We start from the raw sequence: 20,648 nt of genomic DNA, 5'->3' as shown, positions 1-20,648 counted from the left end.
GAGTGCCCTGGCGATCACTTCACCGGCCGCTGGCTGCCCTTCTCGCGCGCGGCGTTCCAGTTCTCGACCACTCGTCGCAGCTCCTTGAACGGATCAGGGCTGTCGTCCACCTGGAAGCGGAGCACGGTGTCGTTGTTCAGCCACACCCCGCCGCCCTTCTTGACGATCACCATCGATGCGGCCTGCATGCCGCGGGTATCGCCGCCGGCGGCCTGGCCGGCATCGAGCGCCGCCATCAGCCGCAGGGAGAGGTGGCCCTTGGTTTCCTCGAACGCCTTGATCATCCCCTCGACCACCGCTGGACCGGCAAGGATGTTGCCCTGCGCGGTGCTGAACTTGCCTTGCTTGTGCCCCGCCCACGTGCTGGCCTTGGGCCCGGTGAACACGGCGGTGTTGCCCTGGAGATCGATCACGGCAAACTGGCGGCCCTGCTTGGTCCAGCGTTCGGGCTGCGGATCGGGGTCGCTCTCCCAGATGGCCTTGATGATGGCGTCGGGCTTCATCCCGGCCTTCAAGAGCGCGATGCCTTTCGGTCCGTAGCTCACATCGACAATCGCCTGCGTGGCGACCACGCCGGCGTCGGCATCGGCGGTCAGCACGCCGGTCAGCGAGAACACGCGCGACTGCACGGCACCACCGACCTCGCCCGTGTCCGGGTCATACCCGAGAATGGAGAACGTCGCCACCGGTGGCGGCATGCCAGTCGGGTCCTGGGCAAGAACGGTCCGGCTAACCACCTTCGCCGAGGCTCCGGCGGTCAAGAAGCCGGACGCCACAACCAGCCCTACCAGCCCTACCCGCCCTTTGACTCTCATCACAGTTCACTCCAGGTCGTTAACAAGGCCGTCAATGCCACCAGGGGCGCCGCGTCAGCACGCAACGTGCGGCCGCCAAGCGACATGGCCATCGCCCCGGAAGCTAGCGCCGCCGTCAGTTCGGCAGCCGTCCACCCGCCCTCTGGGCCCACTATCACATGCGCCGCAGCCGGTTTGGGAATCTCCTGCACGGGTCGTGTGCCCCCGCCGGCAGCAGGCTCGACGCAGACCAGCCGCACGGCGTCCACCGGCTGCGCGAAGTAGCCGGCCAGCGTCTGCGCGGGCGCCACGATCGGCACGACTGCCCGCCCGCACTGCTTGGCCGACGACACGGCAATGCGCTGCCACCGCGCCACGCGTTGGCTCTTCTCCACGGTCGACAGGGTGATCTCGCTGCGGTCGCTCACCACGGGGCGAATGCCGGTGGCGCCCAGCATCACGGCGTCGCGAACAACGTCGTCCATTTTGTCGGCCTTGAGCACGCTGATGACCAAGTCGATCGGCAGGCCGATCTCCGGCGCCGGCGCGACTGGTTCGATCGCGCGCACTGAGGCCGACCGCTTCCCCGCTTCGACGACTTCGGCCCGCCACAACCCGCCGCGGCCGTCCAACACCTCCACCTCGGCCCCGATCCCCAGCCTCAACACGCGCACCAGATGCTCGGCCTCATCGTCGGGCACCGGCACGCTCGCCGCGGCAGCATCGAGGTCGGGCACGTAGAAACGCGGGCGCACGCGGAGAGTATACTCATGCGCACAGATGTTCTTTCGCGGACAAACGGTCGGGAAGTACCGCATCCTCTCCCCTCTTGGCAGCGGCGGCTTTGGCAGCGTCTACCTCGCCGAAGACACCTGGATCGACAAGAAGGTGGCGATCAAGGTCCCGCATCGCCAGAACATCGACTTCAGCGAACTGCTCCGCGAACCCCGCCTGCTGGCCACGCTCAGCCATCCCAACATCGTCACGGTGCTCACGGCCGAGAAGCAAGACGATGTGTTCTTCATCGTGATGGAGTACGTGCCGGGCGACACGCTCGAGGCCGTGATCGATCGCGATGGCACGCTGGACCTCGCCCGCGCGCTCGACTACACCTGCCAGATCTGCAACGCGATGGACCACGCGCACAAGCACGGCGTCATCCATCGCGACCTGCGGCCGGGCAATGTGCTGGTGACCGGGCAGGGGCTGATCAAGGTCGCCGACTTCGGCACCTCGCGCTTCCTCGAGATCGCGGCACATGGCACGACGGTGATCGGCAGCCCGCCGTACATGGCCCCCGAGCAGTTCCAGGGCAAGGCGGTGTTTGCCTCGGACATCTACTCGCTCGGCGTGACCATGTACCAGATGTTCACCGGTGTGCTCCCGTACGACACGCCGATGCCGGCCGACCTCGACAAGTTGATGCGCGGCGAACTGGCATCGCCGCCGAAGCTGAAGAACCCGAAGCTGCCCAAGGCGATCAGCGACATCGTGATGAAGGCGATCGCCGCCGACATCCCGTCGCGCTACCAGCGCGCCTCGGACCTGCTGGATGCGGTGCTCGCGGCCCGTCAACCGGCCCCAAGCCCGGCGGGCCGGCGTCCCTGGCGGCCGGCCCCGGGTGCGGCCAGCACCGCGTCGGACGAGGTCCAGGACATCCAGGCCCGCCTCAAGGCACGCGAAACCGTGCAGGCCAAGTTCTGCTGGAAGTGCGGCAAGGCCCTGGCGGCCCGCGCCGACGTCTGTCCCTTCTGCTCCGAACGCCAGTAGGCAACCCGGAAGGGTTGCCTCCACCAACGACTGCCCCGCCACATGTGGCGGCCGCCTTCAGGCGGACCTCAGCCCGGAGTACAATCCGCCATCATGGCATTTGCGGGAACCGGCAAAATCTGGATGAACGGGTCGCTGGTGGACTGGCAGGACGCCACCATCCACGTCGCCTCACACGCGCTGCACTACGGCACCGGCGTCTTCGAGGGCATTCGCGCCTACGACTCGAAGACCGGCACCAACATCTTCCGTCTCGAGCCGCACATGCGCCGGCTGATGGACTCGTGCCGCGTCTATCGCATGGAGCCGCGCTGGTCGCAGGCCGAGCTCTCGCAGGCGGTGCTCGACACGGTCCGCGTCAACGGCTTCAAGAGCTGCTACATCCGGCCGCTGGTCTACCGCGGCTACGACTCGCTGACGCTCGATCCGCGGCCGTGCCCGGTTGACGCCTCGGTCGTGGTCTGGGAATGGAGCCTGATGATGGGCGCCGAGGCCCTGGAGCACGGCATCGACGTCGGCGTCAGCTCGTGGACCCGTCTCGCGCCAAACACGTTGCCGGCGCTCGCCAAGGGCACGGCGAACTACGCCAACTCCGCCCTCATCAAGATGCAGGCGGTGCTCGACGGCTACGCCGACGCGATCGCGCTCGACGAGAGCGGGTTGCTCAGCGAAGGCAGCGGGCAGAACCTGTTCCTGGTGCGGGACAACGTGATCTATACCCCCTCGCTCGGCTCGTCCGTGCTGCAGGGCATCACGCGCGAGACGGTCATCACGCTCGCCGCCGACCTGGGTTTCACCGTGCGGGAAACGTCCCTCCCGCGCGAGTTTGTCTACCTCGCGGACGAAGCGTTCTTCTGTGGCACGGCGGTCGAGATCACCCCCATTCGCTCGATCGACAAGATCACCGTCGGCAACGGCCAGCGCGGACCGGTGACCGAAGCCCTGCAACAGCGGTTCTTCGGCATTCTCCGCGGCGAACTGCCCGACACGCACAACTGGCTCACGCCGGTAGGAGTTGCCGCCTTCGCCGAGGCTTCGGCGGGCCAGGCCAGCTAGTCAACAATCTGGGGGACCGATGCACGTCAACGACCTGCTGAAACTCGCTGTCGAGAAGGGCGCCTCCGACCTGCACCTGAAGGTCGGCAGCTACCCCATGGCCCGCATCCACGGACACCTGGCCCCGGTGTCGGCGGAGAAGCAACTCAATCACGAAGACCTGGTCGAGATGGCCGCGTCGATCATGTCGACCGCCCAGCGCCAGAAATTCAAGGACTCGCAGGAAGTGGACCTGGCGTACAGCGTCCCCGGCCTGGGGCGCTTCCGCTGCAACGTGTTCCAGCAGCGCGGCACCATCGGCTGCGTCCTGCGGGTCATTCCGGTCAACGTCAAGAGCCTCGACGAACTGGGCCTGCCGCCCGTGCTGAAGAAGATTGCCGAGGAAGAGCGCGGCCTGGTGCTGGTGACCGGCACCACCGGCAGCGGCAAGAGCACGACGCTGGCCGGGATGATCGACTACATCAACAAGACCCGCACTTCGCACGTCATCACGATCGAAGACCCGATCGAGTACCTGCACCGCGACAACCAGTGCATCATCAACCAGCGCGAGATCGGCGTCGACACGCGGTCGTTCGCCTATGCGCTGCGCAGCGCCCTGCGCCAGGACCCGGACGTGATCCTGGTCGGCGAAATGCGCGACATGGAAACCATCGAGACGGCGATGCACGCCGCCGAGACCGGCCACCTCGTCTTCTCGACGCTGCATACGCTCGATGCGACCGAGACCATCAACCGCATCATCTCGGTCTTCCCGCCGCACCAGCAGAAGCAAATCCGCCTGCAACTGGCGTCGGTGCTGCGGGCGGCCATCGCCCAGCGCCTGATTCCGCGCCAGGACGGCGTCGGCCGCGCCCCGGCGGTTGAGGTGCTGGTCGCCACCCCGTTCATCAAGGACTGCATCGTCGACAAGGACAAGACGCACCTGATTGCCGGCGCCATCGCGCAGGGCACGTCACAGTACGGCATGCAGACCTTCGATCAGTCGATCTTCAGCCTGTACCAGGAAGAGTTGATCAGCTACGACGAGGCGCTGCGCTGGGCCTCGAACGTGGACGAGTTCAAGCTGCGGGTGCAGGGCATTTCAAACACCGCGGATATGTCGCGCGACCAGATGGCCGGCACCATCTTCGCCAGCCCGGCCAGGCCCGGCGCGAAGCCGGGCGCGGCCGCGGCGGCCAAGCCGGCGCCCAAGCCGCCGGAGATTACCCGGTTCGGACAGTGAGGTCCGGCTAACAGCCTTCGCCAAGGCTACGGCCGGTCAAGAAGCCGGACACCACATGGCGGTATGGTCCGGCTAAAGCCGGACACCACATCGATGTAGCATCCGCCTTTAGGCGGATAATCAGATCGTGGCTGACGCCTATCTCACCGCGCTGACCATGCTCTCGCGCCGGGAGCTGTCCGAATCACAGATCCGGACGCGCCTCGCCCGCCGCGAGTTCGAAGACGACGAGATCGAGGCGGCCGTGGAACGGCTGCGGCAGGACGGCACGGTGAACGATCGGCGGGTGGCGCTGGCCGCCGCCCGGCTGGAAAGTAGCGTCCGCCACCGCGGCCGGGCCCGCGTCATCCAGAAGCTGCGTTCGCTCGGCATCGACGGCGACGTCGCCGAATCGGCCGTCAACGAAGTGTTCGAGGAGGTTGACGAAGGGGCCCTGCTCGATCGCGCCCTGGAGCGGCGCCTGCGCGGCACAACCCCCAAGGATCTCGACGACAAAGGCCGCGCCCGCATCGTCCGCGGCCTCGCCGCCCAGGGGTTTGCCTTCGACGCCATCATGAAACGGCTCCGTCCGCCTTCGCGCTAGGCGCTTCGGCGAGACAAGGGGCTTACAATAGAGCGATGCATCCGGCGGAGATTCGCGCTTCCTTCCTGAAATACTTCGAACATCACGGCCACCGCGTGGTCCCCAGCAGCCCCCTGCTGCCCGGCGACGACCCCACGCTGCTGTTCACCAACGCCGGGATGAACCAGTTCAAGGACGTGTTCCTCGGCCGCGAGAAGCGCGACTACGCGCGCGCGGCCACGTCGCAGAAGTGCATGCGCGTCAGCGGCAAGCACAACGACCTCGACAACGTCGGGCCTTCGCTGCGCCACCACACCTTTTTCGAGATGCTCGGCAACTTCTCGTTCGGCGATTACTTCAAGCACGACGCCATCGAGCTGGCGTGGAACCTGCTGACCAAGGAATGGAAACTGGATCCGGCGACGCTGTACGTGACGGTGTTCAAGGGGGCGCCGGGCATTCCCCGGGACGAGGACGCGTACCAGCGCTGGCTCGACTTCGTGCCCGCCGACCACATTGGCGAGCTGGGGATGGCCGACAATTTCTGGGCGATGGGCGACACCGGGCCGTGCGGCCGCTGCTCGGAGATCTACGTTGACCGCGGCACCCAGGTCTCCGGTACCGGCAACTTCGTCGTTGACGTCGAATCCGGCAGCGAGCGGTTCGTTGAAATCTGGAACAACGTGTTCATGGAGTTCGAGCGCAACGACCAGGGCACGTTGACGCCCCTGCCGGCGCCCTCGATCGACACCGGCATGGGCCTCGAACGGATCTCGGCGGTCATGCAGGGCACCATGTCGAACTACGACACGCCGCTGTTCATGCCGCTGCTAACCGCGATCGGCGAGCAGTCGGGACACCAGTACGGCAAGTCGATGTCGGCCACCGATGTCTCGATGCGGGTCGTCGCCGATCACGTGCGCGCCGCCACCTTCCTGATCGCCGACGGCGTGGTGCCCTCCAACGAGTGGCGGGGCTACGTGCTGCGCAAGATCATGCGTCGCGCGATGCGCCATGGCCGCAAGCTCGGCCTGCACGAGCCCTTCCTGTTCTCGCTGGCCGACGTCGTGGTGCGCGAGATGGGCGGCGCCTACCCGGAGCTGAAGGCCGGTCGCGATGCGGTCGTGCTGGTGATCAAGAGCGAAGAAGAGCGCTTCGACGCCGTGCTGACCGGCGGCCTCCCCCGCCTCGAAGAGGTCCTCGAACGCGCCGCCAGGACCACCACGGTCGTGCCGGGCGACGAGGCCTTCAAGCTGTATGACACCTTCGGCCTGCCCCGCGACTTCATCGAAGACCTGGCGGGCAACCAGGGCCTGCGGTTCGATGCCGAAGGGTTCGACGCGGCGATGGAGGGCCAGCGCGTCAAGGCGCGCGCCGGTGGGTCCTTCGACAGCAAGAAGGGCGACGACTTCACCTTCATGTCCGATGACGAGCGCGAAGAGCTCCGCGCCGTCGGCGATCACTTCGACGGCTACGCCGACACGGCGCTGAAAGGCGTGCCGGTCCTGGCGCTGTTCAACGATCAGAAGACGTCGGTCACGTCACTCGAGGCCGGCGAGAACGGCTACGTGGCGCTTGGCAAGACCCCGTTCTACCTGGAGGCTGGCGGCCAGGTGTCGGACCAGGGCTGGATGGAGCCCGCCTCGGGCCAGCGCTCGCGCGTCACCGGCGTTTCGCGACTCGGTCCCGGGCTGCCGCGGCTGCACCGCGTCGAGAACATCGAGGGCCGGCTGGCGCTGCGCGACCTGGTCTCGACGCACGTCGACACCAGCCTGCGCGATGCCACGCGCCGCAACCACACGGGCACGCACCTGCTGCACGCGGCGCTGCGCAAGGTGCTCGGCCCGCACGTCAAGCAGGCGGGATCCCTCGTGTCTCCCGATCGCCTGCGCTTCGACTTCCAGCACTTCTCGGCGCCGACGCCCGAGCAGCTCGCCGAAGTAGAGCGCATCGTCAATGCGGCGATCCTGAAGAACGAGACCGTCAACACGGCCGTGCGCAATACGCAGGAGGCGATTGCGTCGGGCGCCATGGCGCTGTTCGGCGAGAAGTACGGCGACAAGGTCCGCGTGGTGGCCGTCGGCGATGGCTCGTTCAGCACCGAGCTGTGCGGTGGCACGCACGTGCGCGCGACGGGCGACATCGGCTCGTTGCTGATCACCGCGGAGTCCGGCGTCGCCGCCGGCGTGCGGCGCGTCGAGGCCCTCACCGGCCTCGGCGCACTCGATTTCGCGCGAGGCGCGATTCGCGATCTGAATGTGGCGCGCGCGTATGCACCTCCGGGCCCACTCGAGCACTGGCTCGATGCGCAGGGCAAGCTGGTGACCCGCCTGCAGAAGGAGAACCAGCAGCTCAAGACCAAGCTGGCCCTGGGTGGCGGTGGTGGCGCCAAGGATGACGACCAGGTGGAGATCGCCGGCGCGACGTTCATCGCGCGCGAGGTCAAGGACGTCGACAAGGAATCGCTCCGCGCCCTGGCCGACACCCTGAAGTCGCGCCTCAAGAGCGGCGTCGTCGTGCTGGCCGCCGCCATGCCCGACGGCAAGGTGGCGCTCATCGCCACGGTGACTCCCGATCTCGCCAAGAAGGCTCCCGCCGGACAACTGGTGAAGCAGCTGGCCCCCATCGTCGGCGGGGGCGGGGGCGGCCGCGCCGACTTCGCCGAGGCCGGCGGCAAAGAGCCGGCGAAGATAGCGGAATTGCTCAAGGAAGCTCGACTGCTGACGGAGAAGCTGCTGGGGGCCTGACGCGGACGAGGCCTGTGCTTCCGGACCAAAGTCGCCGATAAGGTAGACTAAAGGTCCTTGAAAGGCAGCCTCCTTATCCTCGCGTTGACCCTCGGCCTGGCTTCGCCGGCATTCGCGCAGATCTATTCCTGGCGCGACGCCGACGGCAAGCTGGTGTTGTCGGATCGGCCGCGCGAGGATCGCGGCGGCATGAGCACGTATGAGGTCCCCGGCTCGTCCGGCGTGCGCGCCACCAAGCCTCTCGCCGTCAAGAAAAGCGCGTTGTACGACAGCTCGATCAACGAGCATTCGCAGCGCATGGGCGTGTCGGCAGACCTGGTTCGCGCCGTCATCCAGGTGGAATCGGCCTTCAACCCTTCGGCGGTCTCCACCAAGGGGGCCATGGGCCTGATGCAGCTGATGCCGGCCACCGCTCGCGAACTGGGCGTCGCCAACCCATTCGAGCCCGACCAGAACATCCGGGGCGGGGTGACCTACCTGAAGCGCTTGCTCAACCGCTACAACCAGAACGTGGAACTGGCCCTGGCCGCGTATAACGCCGGCATGGGGAACGTCGAGAAGTACGGCGACGTGCCGCCCTTCAAGGAGACCCAGAACTACGTCAAGAAAATCACCGGTGCGGCCCCCTCGGCCCCGCCCAGCGCCATCTACAAATGGATGGAACTGGTGAACGGCAAGCCGGTCGCCCGCTATTCGAACAAGCCCCCGGCCTCTGGCGCCTACGAGTTGGTCAGTCGGCGCTGAGGGTGCTATGATTACGTGTTTAGCATCCCTTTGAGATTGAGGTCTGTGACGTGGCGAAGAGAAACAAGTCGGCCCTGAAGGCCAATCGGCAGAACGTGAAGCGGCGCGAACACAACCGTGAGTTGCGCTCCAAGCTCCGCACCGGCCTGAAGGCTGTCCGGAAGTCACTCGACGACAAGAATGTCGAAGGCGCCAAGGCTGCGCTGAAGACGCTGCAGTCGCTCGTCGACAAGATGGCCACGAAGGGCATCATTCACAAGAACACCGCGTCGCGCCTGAAGTCGCGCCTCGCCGCCAAAGCCGCGAAGTAGGGACGGGTCGCTAGACCCGTCCGTGCCAGAAGGGCGGCACTTTAGTGCCGCCTGACTCCTCCCCCCAATCAGGCTCGCCGACCAACCTTTCGCCGGTGACCTGCGTCTAAGTCTACATAGGTAGATTAATATAGACGCCATGCGGCTGACCTACCCCACTGCCCTTGTCCTCCAGGCCTTGCTCGATGGCCGGCACCATGGCTTCGACATCATGGACGCGACCGGCCTACCAAGCGGAACGGTGTACCCGATTCTCCGGCGTCTCGACGCCGAAGGTTTCGTGCGCTCACGGTGGGAAAAGGAGGGCGTTGCCCGCAAGCAGCAGCGCCCGGCGCGGCGGTACTACGAACTGACGGCCGGCGGCGGCACCATGGCCCGTGAGGCGGTGGCACGGGCACGGGGCCTGGCTGTCGCCGGGACCAAGCTGCTGCGTCCGGTTGAAAGCGAGGGTTGATGACGCCCCAGTCACGCGCGTACCGCCTGATCGACCTCGCCGCCCTCCTGGTACCCGCGCGCCTGCGCGACGACTGGCGGCGCGAGTGGACGGCCGAACTGGCATCGGTGTCGGACCCGCACGCCCCCCTGGTGCGGCATGCGCTCGGGGCCTTCAGCGACGCCTTCTGGATCCGCCAGCGAGAGATCGCCGATCTGCAGGCGATCGACGACCTGCGGCACGGCTTCCGGCAATGGCGGCAGCAGGCTGGATTCGCCGTCACCGCCGTCGGCATTCTTGCGCTCAGTATGGCCGCCTCGGTCACAGCGTTCAGCGTGGTGTCGCAGATCCTCCTGCGGCCACTGCCGTACCACGAGCCCGAGCGTATCGTGACCGTTTGGGAGCGACTGCCCTCGGCAGCTGGTCGAAGCGATGTCGCGCCGGGCAATTTCCTCGACTGGCGTGAGCGCGCCACGAGTTTCACGAAACTGGCGGGCGTCGAGCCTTACAGCTTTGACTACACTGGCGGAGAACGTCCTGAAGTCGTCAGGGCGGTGCTCGTCACCGAAGGCTTCTTCGAAACCTTCGGCATCACACCACAGGTGGGCCGCTTCTTCGTTCCGGAGGAGCACACGCGCGGCGGCGCCAGGGCCGCGGTCATGAGCGCTCGCTTCTGGCGGTCCCACTTCAATGCCGATCCCGCCATCGTCGGCAAGACGATTCCTCTTGATGACGGCCAGTTCCTGGTCGCGGGGATCCTGCCCGACGATTTCCTGCCGCACTTCCAGGAGGACGTGCCGGGACAAACCGGGTTGTACGTCGCGAAAGTGATCCAGGAGTTCGAGCCGCGCATTCGCACCGGCGGCTATTGGAGCGTGACCGGCCGGCTCAGGGACGGGGTGTCGCTGACACAGGCGCGCGTCGAGATGGATGCCATCGCCGCGCAGATCGAGACAGCGAATCCCCGCACCAACAAGGGCGTGCGCGCCGAGGTGATCACGCTCCGCGAGCACCTCGTGGGCGATGCCCGGCCGGCGGTCACGTTGTTCGGCGGCGCCGTGATCGCGGTGTTGCTGATTGCCTGCGTGAATGTCACGAATCTACTGCTTGCTCGCGGCGCGGTGCGGCAGCAGGAGCTGGCCCTCCGAATCGCGCTCGGCGCAAGTCGCAGACGGCTGGTCGGCCAGTTGCTCGTCGAGACCCTGCTCCTGGCGTCCGTGGCATCGGCCGGGGCGCTGTTCCTGGCGCACATGGCGATGCGGTCGCTCGCCACCTACGGTCCTCGCGAGGTGCTGTGGATCGACACGTTGCATGTCGATGGCTGGGCGATCGGCTTTGCCGTGCTCCTGGCCGTCGGCGTGACCCTGACGGCGGGGCTGGTGCCGGCGATCCGGCTGTCCGGGCTTGGTCTGCAGGCACCAGGACATCGCACGATGACCGGTGATCGATCGCAGCGCAACTTGCGATCCGTCCTTGTCATTGCCGAGGTCGCCCTGGCGCTGATGCTCGTGTCGGGCACCGGCCTGCTGCTGCGCAGCTTCGTCAACCTGCTCGACGTCGAGCCGGGATTTGATCGCCACAACGTGATGGTCATGCAGCTGTTCGCGTGGGATCGCAACCCTGGCCCCGCCGGACTGCGTGCCTTCCACGATCGCCTCACCGCCACCATTGCTTCGATCCCGGGCGTCCAGCACGTCGGTGTGGTCCAGGCCATGCCGTTCATCGAGTCGAACATCGACACCCAGGGGGCCATGCGACTGGTCGATCAACCGGCCCCGCCGCCGGGGGAGGGAATTCGCGCCTCGTACAACGTCGCCTCGCCTGGCTACTTCTCGGTCATGGCCGTCCGGCCGTTGAAGGGGCGGCTGCTCGACGACCGAGACGGGTCGGCCTCGCCCCGGGTCGCGGTGGTGAGTGAAGCCTTCGCCGAGCGCTACCTCAGAGACATCGAGCCGGTCGGACAACGTCTCGAGATGACCCGGCAGGGGAAACCCGTGACGATGGAGATTGTCGGCGTGGTGCCGGCGCTGCGCCACGAGCGCCTGGACGAGGCGCCGCGCGCCGAGGTGCTGTTGCCGTTCGCACAGTTCCCGACCGGATCGATCACGGTGGTGGCGAGAACCAGCGTGGATCCGGCGGCCCTGATCGACACCGCCCAGCGGGAAGTGTGGGCGTTCGACCCGCTGCAGACGTTCTATCGCACGGCCACGCTCGCGGAGCTCGTGGACAACACGTTGATCACGCGCCGCTTCGCATTGTTCGTCCTGACGGGATTCGCGGCCCTGGCGCTGCTGCTGGCCGCGGCCGGCCTGTACGGCGTGCTCAGCACGATCGCGTCGCAGTACCGCAAGGAGATCGGCGTCCGCATGGCGCTCGGCGCGGCCTGGCTCGACATCCTTCAGCTGGTCGTGAAACGCGGCCTGATGGTAGCCGCTGCTGGGGTCGCAGTCGGGCTGGCGGGCGTCATCGGAGGCGCGCGGCTGCTTCGCGGATTCCTGTTCAGCGTCGCACCGACCGACCCCGCCACGATCGGCGGAGCCGCTGCGCTGATGCTCGCCGTGGCGGCACTGGCCTGCTATGTGCCGGCCCGGAGGGCGGCGAATGCCGACCCGTGCGAATCGCTGCGGGTGGAGTAGAGGCGGGCTTCAGACCCGCCTGATCAGCGCCCGCAGATCTCGACGACCAGCCGTTCCAGCAGAAACCGTGGCGCCCCGACCGACGACTTGATCGCCAGGTCGGTGCGAAACACCGCGTCGAGGCTGTTCTTGACGCGCGTGTCGGGCCGCAGGCGAATGGCCGCCGCGCGAATCTGGCCCAGGATCATCGGCGGCTGCGCCCCGGCATCAATCTGCGCGGCAATCTCGCGCAACGCGCCGGCAGCATCGGCGTTCCAGATCGCCTTGCCCAGCGCGAAGTCCTCGCCCGGCTCGTTCTGCGGCATCACCAGGTCGCGGATGTGATTGGCGGTCAGCACCGATTCCCCCGCCGCATACAGCACCAGCTTTTCGATCTCCGCGCGAATGCGCCCCAGGCTCAGGCCGGTCGTATCGAGCAGCAGCGACAGCGCCTTGGGCTCGATCGTCAGCTCGTCCTTCTCGAGGCGCTTCTGAATCCACAGCGCCGCGTCTCGAGGCGAGTCGAGCGAGCCGCAGTCGACGCAGTCGGCTTTCTTGCGAAGCAACTTCACGAGACGGCGATTGCCGTCCAACCCGCCCGCGACAAACACCAGCGTCGTCATCGGCTCGGGCTTCTCGAAATAGGCTTCGAGCTCTTCCACCGGCGTCGTGCCGCGCTTGCCCTTTTTCGCATCGCCAAGGCCCGGCAACTCGTCCTCGTCCTTGGCGCCCCGCTTCGGCGACAGCAGGGTCTCGGCCTCGTGAATGATAATCACGCGCCGCGGCGACATCATCGGCAGGGTCCGGGCGGTGGACAGGATGTTGCCGATGAGCCCATCACGGCCGGCGGCGTTGCTGGCTTCGTTCGCGTAGAGGCTCTCGACGTTAAACGCGTGCAGCCCTTCGTCGACGACGGCGGCGAACTCCAGCGCCAGGTCGTGTCGCGACTGCAGGTCGTCGCCCTCGAGCAGGTAGAGCGGCGCCGTCTGGCCCGACTTGATCTGCTTGCGGACCTCGAGGACGGAGCTCAAAAGGCCTCGAGAATGGCGCTGACCACCGACTTGGCGAAGTCGGTCGCGATGCGATCGAACGCGGCGCGATTGCCGCCGACAATGGCTGAGAAATCCTGCGCGGTGCTGGTCGGTGAACCGAGGTCGTACTCTTCAGAGAACGACAACGCCGCGTTCTCCCACAGCGTCTTCTGCTGCTTCACGTCCTCGAACCCGACCTTGGCGACCATGGTGAAGCGATAGCGCGATGCCAGCTGCGCGTCGTTCAGGCCGACCGGCTGGGTCGACACCGACGTGATCTCGCCGCGGACGATGCCGTCGGCGCCGCCGTCGGATGGGATCACTTCGTAGCGGCCGCTGGCCTGGAACTCTTCACGGACCTTCTGCGTCAGGACCTGCTCGATGGTCGGAAAGGCCGTGGTGTTGCCGAACATCGGGATGCCGAGCGTCCTGATGTACTCCGGCAGGAACGAGCCCCGGCCGGCCAGCGCGTAGCCGCATGACGCGGCCCCGATGCCGGCGGCCATCACCGGTAGCGCTCGCAACGCCTGTCGTCTGGTAACCATCATCTTCGGAATATTAGGCCACAACCACCGAGACAAGGCGACCCTTGGCGATCACGACCTTCTTGATGACCTTGCCGGCGATATGCGCCTGGACGTTCGGGTCCGCCAGCGCCAGCGCCTCCAGGGCCTGATCGTCGATATCTGCCGCCACGACCACCCGGCCGCGCAGCTTGCCGTTGACCTGTACTGGGATCTCCAACTCCTCGGCCTTGGCCACAGCGGCCTCAAACGCCGGCCACGAGGCTCCGGCCAGGCCGTCCTGGTGGCCGTACGTCTGCCACAGCTCTTCCATGGTGTGCGGCGAGAACGGCGACAGCATCACGATCAGCGCTTCGATGGCCTCGCGCGCCACCTTCGGTGCCTGCGCCGACCGCTCGCCTTTATCGGTGAAGGCGTAGAGCTCGTTGACCAGCTCCATCATGGCCGACACGGCGGTGTTCATCTGCTGGCGGACGTCGATGTCCTGCGTCACGCGGCGAATGGTGTCGTGCGTCTTGCGCCGCAGGCCGCGCTCGGCGGCGGTCAGGCCGGCGTGGTCGATCGCCCCGCCGCCGCTCGCCACCACTTGCTCGCGCCACTGGTCGGCGGCGCGCCACACCCGGGCGAGGAAGCGGAAGCTGCCCTCGAGGCCCGAGTCGGACCATTCGACTTCCTTCTCGGGAGGGGCGACGAACATCACATAGAGCCGCAGGGCGTCGGAGCCGTACTTCTGGATCATCGAATCCGGATCGACGACGTTGCCCTTTGATTTCGACATCACCGCGCCGTCTTTCAGCACCATGCCCTGCGTCAGCAGGTGCGTGAACGGCTCGGTGTGTTCGGTCATGCCCAGGTCATGGAAAACGCGGGCAAAGAAGCGCGAGTAGATCAGGTGCAGGATGGCGTGCTCGACGCCGCCGCTGTAGAAGTCAACCGGGCACCAGTAGGCGACCTTCTTCGGGTCGAACGGCATCTGGTCGTTGTGGGCGTCGGCGAACCGGTAGAAGTACCAGGACGAATCGACGAACGTGTCCATGGTGTCGGTCTCGCGCCGGGCCGGGCCGCCACATTTCGGGCACGTGACGTTCACGAACTCCGGCACGCTGACCAGCGGCGAGTCGCCGCGGCCGGTGAACTCGGTGATGTTGGGCAGCGTCACCGGCAGTTGGTCATCCGGAACCGGCACCACCCCATCAACCGGGCAGTGAATCATCGGAATGGGCGTGCCCCAATACCGCTGGCGCGAGATGCCCCAGTCCTTCAGCCGGAACTGCACGGTGCCTTCACCAATGCCCCGCTCCTCGGCTTCTGCGGTGATGGCTTTCATGGCCTCGGGCGCGGACCTCCCGCTGTACTTGCCCGAGTCGATCAGCACGTCCTCGTCGTTCACGACCGGGACAATGGGCAGGCCATACTTCGTCGCAAACTCGCGATCGCGATCGTCGTGGGCCGCCACGCCCATCACGGCGCCAGTGCCGTACTCAGCGAGCACGTAGTTGGCGACCCAGATCGGAATGGGCTTGTTCGTAAACGGGTTGATGACGAAGCGGCCGGTGAAGAAGCCCTCCTTCTCTACTTCGCCAGTCAGGCGGCCGGCCCGATCCTGCGACCGGAAACGCTGCGCCTTCTCCATGAAAGCCTGTTCGTCGGCCGATTCCTTGGCGAACGAGTTGACCAGGGCGTGCTCGGGCGCCAGCATCATGAACGTGGCGCCAAAAATGGTGTCGATGCGGGTCGTGAACACTTCAATCGACGCGTCTTCCCCCTGAATCGGGAACCGGACCTTGGCGCCTTCAGACCGCCCAATCCAGTTCCGCTGCATGGTCAGCACCTTCTCGGGCCACTTCGACAGGCCCTCGGCGGCGTGCAGCAGGTCGTCCGCGTAGTGCGTGATCTTGAAGAACCACTGTTCCAGGTCCTTTTGCGTCACCTTGGTGCCGCAGCGCCAGCAGGCGCCGTCGACCACCTGCTCGTTGGCCAGCACGGTGTTGCAGCTCGGGCACCAGTTCACGGTCGAGCGGCGGCGATAGGCCAGGCCCTTCTCGAACATGCGCGTGAACAACCACTGGTTCCAGCGGTAGTAGTTCGGCAGGCAGGTCGCCAACTCGCGGCCCCAGGCGTAGCTGATGCCCAGCCGCTGCAACTGCCCCTTCATGTGCGCGATATTGTCGAGCGTCGACGTCTCGGGATGGATGCCGTTCTTGATCGCGGCGTTCTCGGCCGGCAGGCCGAAGGCATCCCACCCGAACGGGTGCAGGACGTTAAAGCCTTGCAGCCGCTTCAGGCGCGAGACGACGTCGCCGATGATGTAGTTGCGGACGTGACCGACGTGCGCATGTCCCGAGGGATACGCGAACATCTCGAGGCAGTAAAACTTGGGCTTCGAAGGGTCTTCGGTGACTTCAAACGCCTGGGTGTCGGCCCAGTGCTGCTGCCACTTCTTGTCGAGGTCTTGGGGATGATATTCAGCCACGGTGATCCGTCGATTTTACTACCGACAGACCTCAATCACCGCATCTAGACTCTCTGAAAGAGCCTCCAGGTCGTATCCGCCTTCGGTAACCAGGACGACCCTGCCCTCACAAGCTTCGCCAGCGACGTCCAACAGCGCTTGGGTCAGGCGCGCAAAGCCGGCGGTGGTCATGCGGAGTTGTCCCAGCGGGTCCTGCTCGTGCGCGTCGAAGCCCGCCGAGATCATCAGCAGCTCCGGCTTGAACTGGCGAAGCCGCGGCAGGACCTGCTCCGCGTACTTGCGCTCCACCACATCGTCCCTATCGCCCATGGTGAGCGGCACGTTCAGTGTGAAGCCCTCCCCAACGCCCCGCCCGGTTTCGCTGACCGCCCCACTCCCCGGCCAGAACGGGTATTGGTGCGACGACACGAACAGCACGGTCGGATCCTCATAGAACATCGCCTGGGTGCCGTTGCCGTGGTGCACGTCGTAGTCAACGATGGCCACACGCGACCGGCCGCGCGACCGCGCGTAGGCGGCGCCGACGGCGATGTTGTTGTAGAGGCAAAAGCCCATCGCCTTTCCGGCCTCAGCGTGATGGCCAGGGGGCCGCACGAGAGCCAGGGCGCGCGTCCCGGCAGGGCCGTCCAGCACGTGGTCCACGGCCGTCAGGACGGCACCGGCCGCGAGGCGCGCGATGTCGTCGGAATCGGGCGACGTAAACGTGTCTTCGTCGATCATCGTGGCACGGCCACGGACGGCGACGATGCCGGCGATGTGCTCACGAGTGTGGACCCGCGCCAGGTCGTCGTCGGTCGCCGGCCGCGGTTCGAGCACGGTTCCGCCGGCATCGCGGAAGCGAGCGGCCACGGCCGCGAGCATTTCAGCGCGTTCCGGCCGTTCCGGGTGTCCCGCAGGCGTGACGTGATCGACAAACCGGGTCGAGCTGACGAGGACGAGCGGCATCTCTATAGCGTAGCCAAAGAGCCACCGATTAGACACCGATTAGACACCGATTCAAGCAGGCGACCGCTCAGCGACGCAAAGACACGGCGGCCCGACGCAGGCCGGTTGGTGTTCTTCCAACCGGCCTGACCGAGCAGGTAAAACTCAGAAATGAGAGTGCTCTTGAGCCCGCCACTCTCGTTTCTGAGTTTTACCTGCTCGGTCCGCGGGAGCGAAGCTCCGCGTCGGGCCGCCTCAGCATCTGTGTGAATCTGCGGAATCTGTGGCCCGTCGAATTCCGCCAAGGCGGCCGCCCGGCCGGCAGGTCAGCGGAGCTGGCGCACGCGGATCCTGATCGAATAGGCGCGCTTGGCAAATGGGCCGGCGTGATCACCGAGCAGCGGCAGGCGGATCTCGACGGTTTCTGCCGGCTTCACCTCGATATCTGATGTCACTGACTGCTGCGGCCCCATAATATTCTGCGGACCGGGCGCCCAGCGGCTACGTGTTTCGATGGTAACGAATATTGCATCGGTCCCCAGCCGCGCCACGAGAATGCCGTACAGATCGAGTGCGATCTTCGATTCGACGATGCTGTCGAAGTAGAAGCGGAAGGGGCGATTGGGCAACCCCCTCACGGAGATCGGACCGCCGCGTTGCGCCTCACCGCCGTCCGGAAGCCGCTCGACCAGCCAAAGGTCGGCCACGACCAGGCGACGCTCCTCTTCCTCCCAGGGGTTGTTCTCCACCGAGACCCGAATCGACGCTTCGCCGGCGCAAGGCCGTCCATGAGTCGTCTTTGCCCCTGGCGGGACTCGCACAGGATCGACTGGCCACGACTCCCCTGGACGTAGCGTTAGCTCGACCTCCTCTGGGATCCGGGTTCCGGTTCCGGACTCGAAAGAATACTGCTCCATCTGCAGGCCCACGGCCAGGCGCACCCACCGCAGTCGGAACGTTACGGCGTTGCCAACGACACGAACGGCGGTGGTCTCGATCTTCCAGACGGTGACCGCACCGTCGATCACAGAGTCGTCGGAACTCACCTGAAACCTGTCGCACGCGTCTCCAAGCGAGAAGGTGCTTCGCGCCGGAGCGCCGATGACCACCGGGCCCGTGTTTCTGCTGACGCCGGCCGGTTTCTCGCCTCCGTCTGGCCACCACACGTACGCCTCGAGCTGAATCCGCAGATCCTGGTAAGTTTGCGCGTTCGCGACGTCGGCAGAAGCCAGGACGAACAGCAGACAAAGGGCACTCCTTCTCATCGCATCCTCCTCACGGAAGCTCTTGCCACGCGGCGGGTGCGTCGACGACTCTCGTCGCGGCAGGCGCCGTCGCATCGGTCATCCCAGCCCGGCGCTCGCCGAGCAGATAGCCTCCGACGAGGGCGACAACCACCGCGGCTGCCGCAATGAAAGTTCGCGGCCCCAGCCGACCCGCGGGCCGCTCGAACGCGGTGGCCTCTTTGCCCGGCTGCACCACGTGGCGTAAGGCCAGCAGATCGAGCAGCAGCGCGCGGCCGTCCGGCTCGCTGAGAGCCTGAGCCAGCTGGCTCGAGTCAAACGGTTCGTCATCCAGAAACGCGGAAATCACGTCGTGTGGGCTGCTCATGTGAACTCTCAAGGTTCGCGGCCGGACAGCCGCATCGGGATTGTCCGTCTTGTTGCGATGGGGGTCGCCAGTCGCGCACGCAACTGCAGTCGTGCGCGGTGGATGCGCGAGCGTACGGCGTCGGGCGTCAGTTCGCAGGCACGCGCAATCTCCTCGTATCCCAGTCCCGCCATCTCCCGCATTAGGAACACGTCACGGTCGAGGTCAGGCAGCAAGGCAAGCGCCTCGTTCACTGCCAGTGCGACCTCCTGCGACGGCGGCGCGCCCTCGTCTACCACCGCGGCAAGGTTCTGTTGCCGTCCGTGCTTGCGGAAGTGGTCGAGCGCGAGGTTCCGGGCAATGCGGAAGAGCCATGCCCTGACCTCGCCGTCCGGAGCCTGCGGGACCGCTGTCCGGCTCACTCTCAGGAACACGTCCTGCGTCAGGTCACGGGCCGTCTCGACCTGTCCCACCGCCCGCAGGAAATACCTGAACAAGCGTGGTTGATTTGCGACGAAGAGCGCCTCCGGGTCGAGCGTCATGTGTCTCTACTACTAAGAACGCCGGCCAGGGCCAAACCTCTCACCGGGCCACTGGCCAGGGAAGACAGCCACAGATTAAACACGATTGGTCACCGATTACAGTAACCAGGCGACCGCCAAGTGACACAAGACACGGCGGCCCGACGCAGGCCGGTTGGTGTTCTCCCAACCGGCCTGACCGAGCAGGTAAAACTCAGAAACGAGAGTGCTCTTGAGCACCGCCACTCTCGTTTCTGAGTTTTGCCTGCTCGGTCCGCGGGAGCGAAGCTCCGCGTCGGGCCGCCCGGTATCTGTGTGAATCTGCGAAATCTGCGGCCCCGCCAAGACTCCGCCAAGGCGGGCGCTAGGCCAACAACTTCTGGCACTCTGACTGCGCGGCTTTGAGCGAAGTCTCGAGGTTACGCCGGCATGTCTCGAGGGCGTCGGTGTCTGCGTCCCTCGGCACGTAGATCGGCTGCTCGATAGCCATCGCCACGGTCGTGAACGGCTTCGGAATCTGTGTCCGGTCCCAGCTCCTCAGAGTCCAGCTGGATGCCGCCTCCGAGTGGAACGGCAGCAGCGGCTGGCCGGTGGCCCTGGCCAGCCACACGGCACCGGCCTGGGCGACCTCTGCGGGCCCACGTGGGCCGTCCACGGTAAAGGCCACTCCGTGGGCCTTCACGTCCCTTACAAGCTGCCTGAGGGCCGCAGGACCGCCCCTGGAGGTCGAACCTCGGGCGGCACCGTAGCCGAACTTGCCGAGCAGGCGCGCGATCCACTCGCCATCGAAGTTCTCGCTGGCCATGGCGACGATGCCGCGGTTTGCAAAGTAGGGCGTTGCGGCCAGGATGCGACCGTGCCACAAGGCGAGAATGGGGTGATGGCCGGCCGCGGTGATGGCGTCGACGTGCTCAGCGCCGCTTACTTTCCAGGTCCAGGTCGAGGTCAACGCCCGAACGACGGGATACCCCAGCGTGGCGATCGTAGCCACTTCAGCGCGCTTGCGCGGCGACTGGCGCCAATCGGGAGTTTCGACCATCAGCTAGCAGAAGGGTAGCACCCTAGGCACCCTAGGCACCCTAGGCACCTTAGGCACCCTAATCGTTCACATCCCGTCGTAGGAGGGGCCTTCCCCGCCTTCAGGAGCGACCCAGGTGATGACGCCGTACGGGTCCATGATGTCGCACGTCTTGCAGTGCACGCAGTTCGACGCGTTGATCTGCAGCTTGAGTCCACCAGCACCGTTGTCGACCATCTCGTAAACGTTCGCCGGACAAAACCGGACGCAGGGGTGGCCGTACTCGGGCCCACAAATGCTGTGGCACACG

Annotated in this window: 20 protein-coding genes; 9 read left to right on the top strand and 11 right to left on the bottom strand. The window is 66.1% G+C overall.

All coding sequences use genetic code 11. The annotated features are described in order from the left end of the window. Positions 1-14: 14 nt before the first annotated feature. On the bottom strand, positions 15-698 hold the full coding sequence (locus Q8T13_18920) for a DUF1028 domain-containing protein (GenBank protein ID MDP3719839.1): 684 nt from the start codon (positions 696-698) through the stop codon (positions 15-17). Positions 699-814: 116 nt separating this feature from the next. Further along, positions 815-1,549, bottom strand: coding sequence for a 16S rRNA (uracil(1498)-N(3))-methyltransferase (locus Q8T13_18915; GenBank protein ID MDP3719838.1), 735 nt, complete (start codon positions 1,547-1,549; stop codon positions 815-817). Between the two features lie 25 nt (positions 1,550-1,574). On the opposite strand from Q8T13_18915, the gene Q8T13_18910 reads away from it, so the two are divergent. The 9 genes from Q8T13_18910 (at position 1,575) to Q8T13_18870 (ending at position 12,278) form a co-directional block, all read left to right on the top strand. After that, the gene (locus tag Q8T13_18910; protein MDP3719837.1) at positions 1,575-2,564 is read left to right on the top strand and encodes a serine/threonine-protein kinase; all 990 of its coding nucleotides are present in this window, start codon (positions 1,575-1,577) and stop codon (positions 2,562-2,564) included. Positions 2,565-2,657: 93 nt separating this feature from the next. Then, positions 2,658-3,620: a branched-chain amino acid transaminase gene (locus Q8T13_18905; protein ID MDP3719836.1), complete on the top strand. Its 963-nt coding sequence runs from the start codon at positions 2,658-2,660 to the stop codon at positions 3,618-3,620. Between the two features lie 19 nt (positions 3,621-3,639). Next, on the top strand, positions 3,640-4,845 hold the full coding sequence (locus Q8T13_18900) for a type IV pilus twitching motility protein PilT (GenBank protein ID MDP3719835.1): 1,206 nt from the start codon (positions 3,640-3,642) through the stop codon (positions 4,843-4,845). 127 nt (positions 4,846-4,972) lie between these two features. Beyond that, a complete protein-coding gene (locus tag Q8T13_18895; protein ID MDP3719834.1) occupies positions 4,973-5,428 on the top strand; it encodes a regulatory protein RecX in 456 nt (151 codons plus the stop codon). 35 nt (positions 5,429-5,463) lie between these two features. Further along, entirely contained in the window at positions 5,464-8,154 is a 2,691-nt protein-coding gene (gene alaS, locus Q8T13_18890) for an alanine--tRNA ligase (GenBank protein ID MDP3719833.1), read from the top strand. A 57-nt stretch (positions 8,155-8,211) separates the two neighbouring features. After that, the gene (locus Q8T13_18885; GenBank protein MDP3719832.1) at positions 8,212-8,898 is read left to right on the top strand and encodes a lytic transglycosylase domain-containing protein; all 687 of its coding nucleotides are present in this window, start codon (positions 8,212-8,214) and stop codon (positions 8,896-8,898) included. Between the two features lie 50 nt (positions 8,899-8,948). Next, positions 8,949-9,209, top strand: a complete 261-nt coding sequence (gene rpsT, locus Q8T13_18880; GenBank protein ID MDP3719831.1) for a 30S ribosomal protein S20 — start codon at positions 8,949-8,951, stop codon at positions 9,207-9,209. A 139-nt stretch (positions 9,210-9,348) separates the two neighbouring features. Further along, positions 9,349-9,663: a helix-turn-helix transcriptional regulator gene (locus tag Q8T13_18875; protein ID MDP3719830.1), complete on the top strand. Its 315-nt coding sequence runs from the start codon at positions 9,349-9,351 to the stop codon at positions 9,661-9,663. Further along, positions 9,663-12,278 (top strand): ABC transporter permease, encoded by a 2,616-nt coding sequence (locus Q8T13_18870; protein ID MDP3719829.1) that lies wholly within the window; start codon positions 9,663-9,665, stop codon positions 12,276-12,278. Before Q8T13_18875 ends, Q8T13_18870 begins: the two co-directional genes overlap by 1 nt. Before the next feature lie 23 nt (positions 12,279-12,301). Here Q8T13_18870 and holA read toward each other — a convergent pair whose 3' ends face one another. From holA to Q8T13_18825, 9 genes are all read right to left on the bottom strand, one after another. Continuing rightward, positions 12,302-13,288 (bottom strand): DNA polymerase III subunit delta, encoded by a 987-nt coding sequence (gene holA, locus Q8T13_18865; protein MDP3719828.1) that lies wholly within the window; start codon positions 13,286-13,288, stop codon positions 12,302-12,304. Next, positions 13,285-13,836, bottom strand: a complete 552-nt coding sequence (locus tag Q8T13_18860) for an LptE family protein (protein MDP3719827.1) — start codon at positions 13,834-13,836, stop codon at positions 13,285-13,287. Before Q8T13_18860 ends, holA begins: the two co-directional genes overlap by 4 nt. 10 nt (positions 13,837-13,846) lie before the next feature. Continuing rightward, positions 13,847-16,285, bottom strand: coding sequence for a leucine--tRNA ligase (gene leuS / locus Q8T13_18855; GenBank protein MDP3719826.1), 2,439 nt, complete (start codon positions 16,283-16,285; stop codon positions 13,847-13,849). Between the two features lie 18 nt (positions 16,286-16,303). After that, positions 16,304-17,230, bottom strand: coding sequence for a histone deacetylase (locus Q8T13_18850; protein ID MDP3719825.1), 927 nt, complete (start codon positions 17,228-17,230; stop codon positions 16,304-16,306). Between the two features lie 305 nt (positions 17,231-17,535). Next, on the bottom strand, positions 17,536-18,474 hold the full coding sequence (locus Q8T13_18845; GenBank protein ID MDP3719824.1) for a hypothetical protein: 939 nt from the start codon (positions 18,472-18,474) through the stop codon (positions 17,536-17,538). Between the two features lie 10 nt (positions 18,475-18,484). Next, positions 18,485-18,820 carry a hypothetical protein gene (locus Q8T13_18840; GenBank protein ID MDP3719823.1) on the bottom strand — a complete coding sequence of 112 codons (336 nt, stop codon included), beginning with the start codon at positions 18,818-18,820 and terminating at the stop codon, positions 18,485-18,487. Positions 18,821-18,828: 8 nt separating this feature from the next. Next, positions 18,829-19,341: an RNA polymerase sigma factor gene (locus Q8T13_18835; GenBank protein MDP3719822.1), complete on the bottom strand. Its 513-nt coding sequence runs from the start codon at positions 19,339-19,341 to the stop codon at positions 18,829-18,831. Positions 19,342-19,684: 343 nt separating this feature from the next. Continuing rightward, positions 19,685-20,359 (bottom strand): lysophospholipid acyltransferase family protein, encoded by a 675-nt coding sequence (locus Q8T13_18830; protein ID MDP3719821.1) that lies wholly within the window; start codon positions 20,357-20,359, stop codon positions 19,685-19,687. 66 nt (positions 20,360-20,425) lie between these two features. Continuing rightward, positions 20,426-20,648 (bottom strand): 4Fe-4S dicluster domain-containing protein (locus tag Q8T13_18825; GenBank protein MDP3719820.1); only part of this gene is annotated, 223 nt, incomplete at its 5' end.

The sequence above is a fragment of the Acidobacteriota bacterium genome (assembly GCA_030697165.1).
Classification (GTDB): domain Bacteria; phylum Acidobacteriota; class Vicinamibacteria; order Vicinamibacterales; family UBA2999; genus 12-FULL-67-14b.
This window is presented reverse-complemented; position numbering and strand designations above follow the sequence as displayed.

What these genes read in the sequence shown, in the direction of transcription:
- Q8T13_18840 (MDP3719823.1), bottom strand. Translation starts at nt 18,820, where the DNA reads ATGAGCAGCCCACACGACGTGATTTCCGCGTTTCTGGATGACGAACCG.
- Q8T13_18905 (MDP3719836.1), top strand. Translation starts at nt 2,658, where the DNA reads ATGGCATTTGCGGGAACCGGCAAAATCTGGATGAACGGGTCGCTGGTG.
- Q8T13_18870 (MDP3719829.1), top strand. Translation starts at nt 9,663, where the DNA reads ATGACGCCCCAGTCACGCGCGTACCGCCTGATCGACCTCGCCGCCCTC.
- Q8T13_18835 (MDP3719822.1), bottom strand. Translation starts at nt 19,341, where the DNA reads ATGACGCTCGACCCGGAGGCGCTCTTCGTCGCAAATCAACCACGCTTG.
- Q8T13_18910 (MDP3719837.1), top strand. Translation starts at nt 1,575, where the DNA reads ATGTTCTTTCGCGGACAAACGGTCGGGAAGTACCGCATCCTCTCCCCT.
- Q8T13_18860 (MDP3719827.1), bottom strand. Translation starts at nt 13,836, where the DNA reads ATGATGGTTACCAGACGACAGGCGTTGCGAGCGCTACCGGTGATGGCC.
- Q8T13_18900 (MDP3719835.1), top strand. Translation starts at nt 3,640, where the DNA reads ATGCACGTCAACGACCTGCTGAAACTCGCTGTCGAGAAGGGCGCCTCC.
- Q8T13_18830 (MDP3719821.1), bottom strand. Translation starts at nt 20,359, where the DNA reads ATGGTCGAAACTCCCGATTGGCGCCAGTCGCCGCGCAAGCGCGCTGAA.
- alaS (MDP3719833.1), top strand. Translation starts at nt 5,464, where the DNA reads ATGCATCCGGCGGAGATTCGCGCTTCCTTCCTGAAATACTTCGAACAT.
- Q8T13_18875 (MDP3719830.1), top strand. Translation starts at nt 9,349, where the DNA reads ATGCGGCTGACCTACCCCACTGCCCTTGTCCTCCAGGCCTTGCTCGAT.
- Q8T13_18920 (MDP3719839.1), bottom strand. Translation starts at nt 698, where the DNA reads ATGCCGCCACCGGTGGCGACGTTCTCCATTCTCGGGTATGACCCGGAC.
- Q8T13_18850 (MDP3719825.1), bottom strand. Translation starts at nt 17,230, where the DNA reads ATGCCGCTCGTCCTCGTCAGCTCGACCCGGTTTGTCGATCACGTCACG.
- Q8T13_18845 (MDP3719824.1), bottom strand. Translation starts at nt 18,474, where the DNA reads ATGAGAAGGAGTGCCCTTTGTCTGCTGTTCGTCCTGGCTTCTGCCGAC.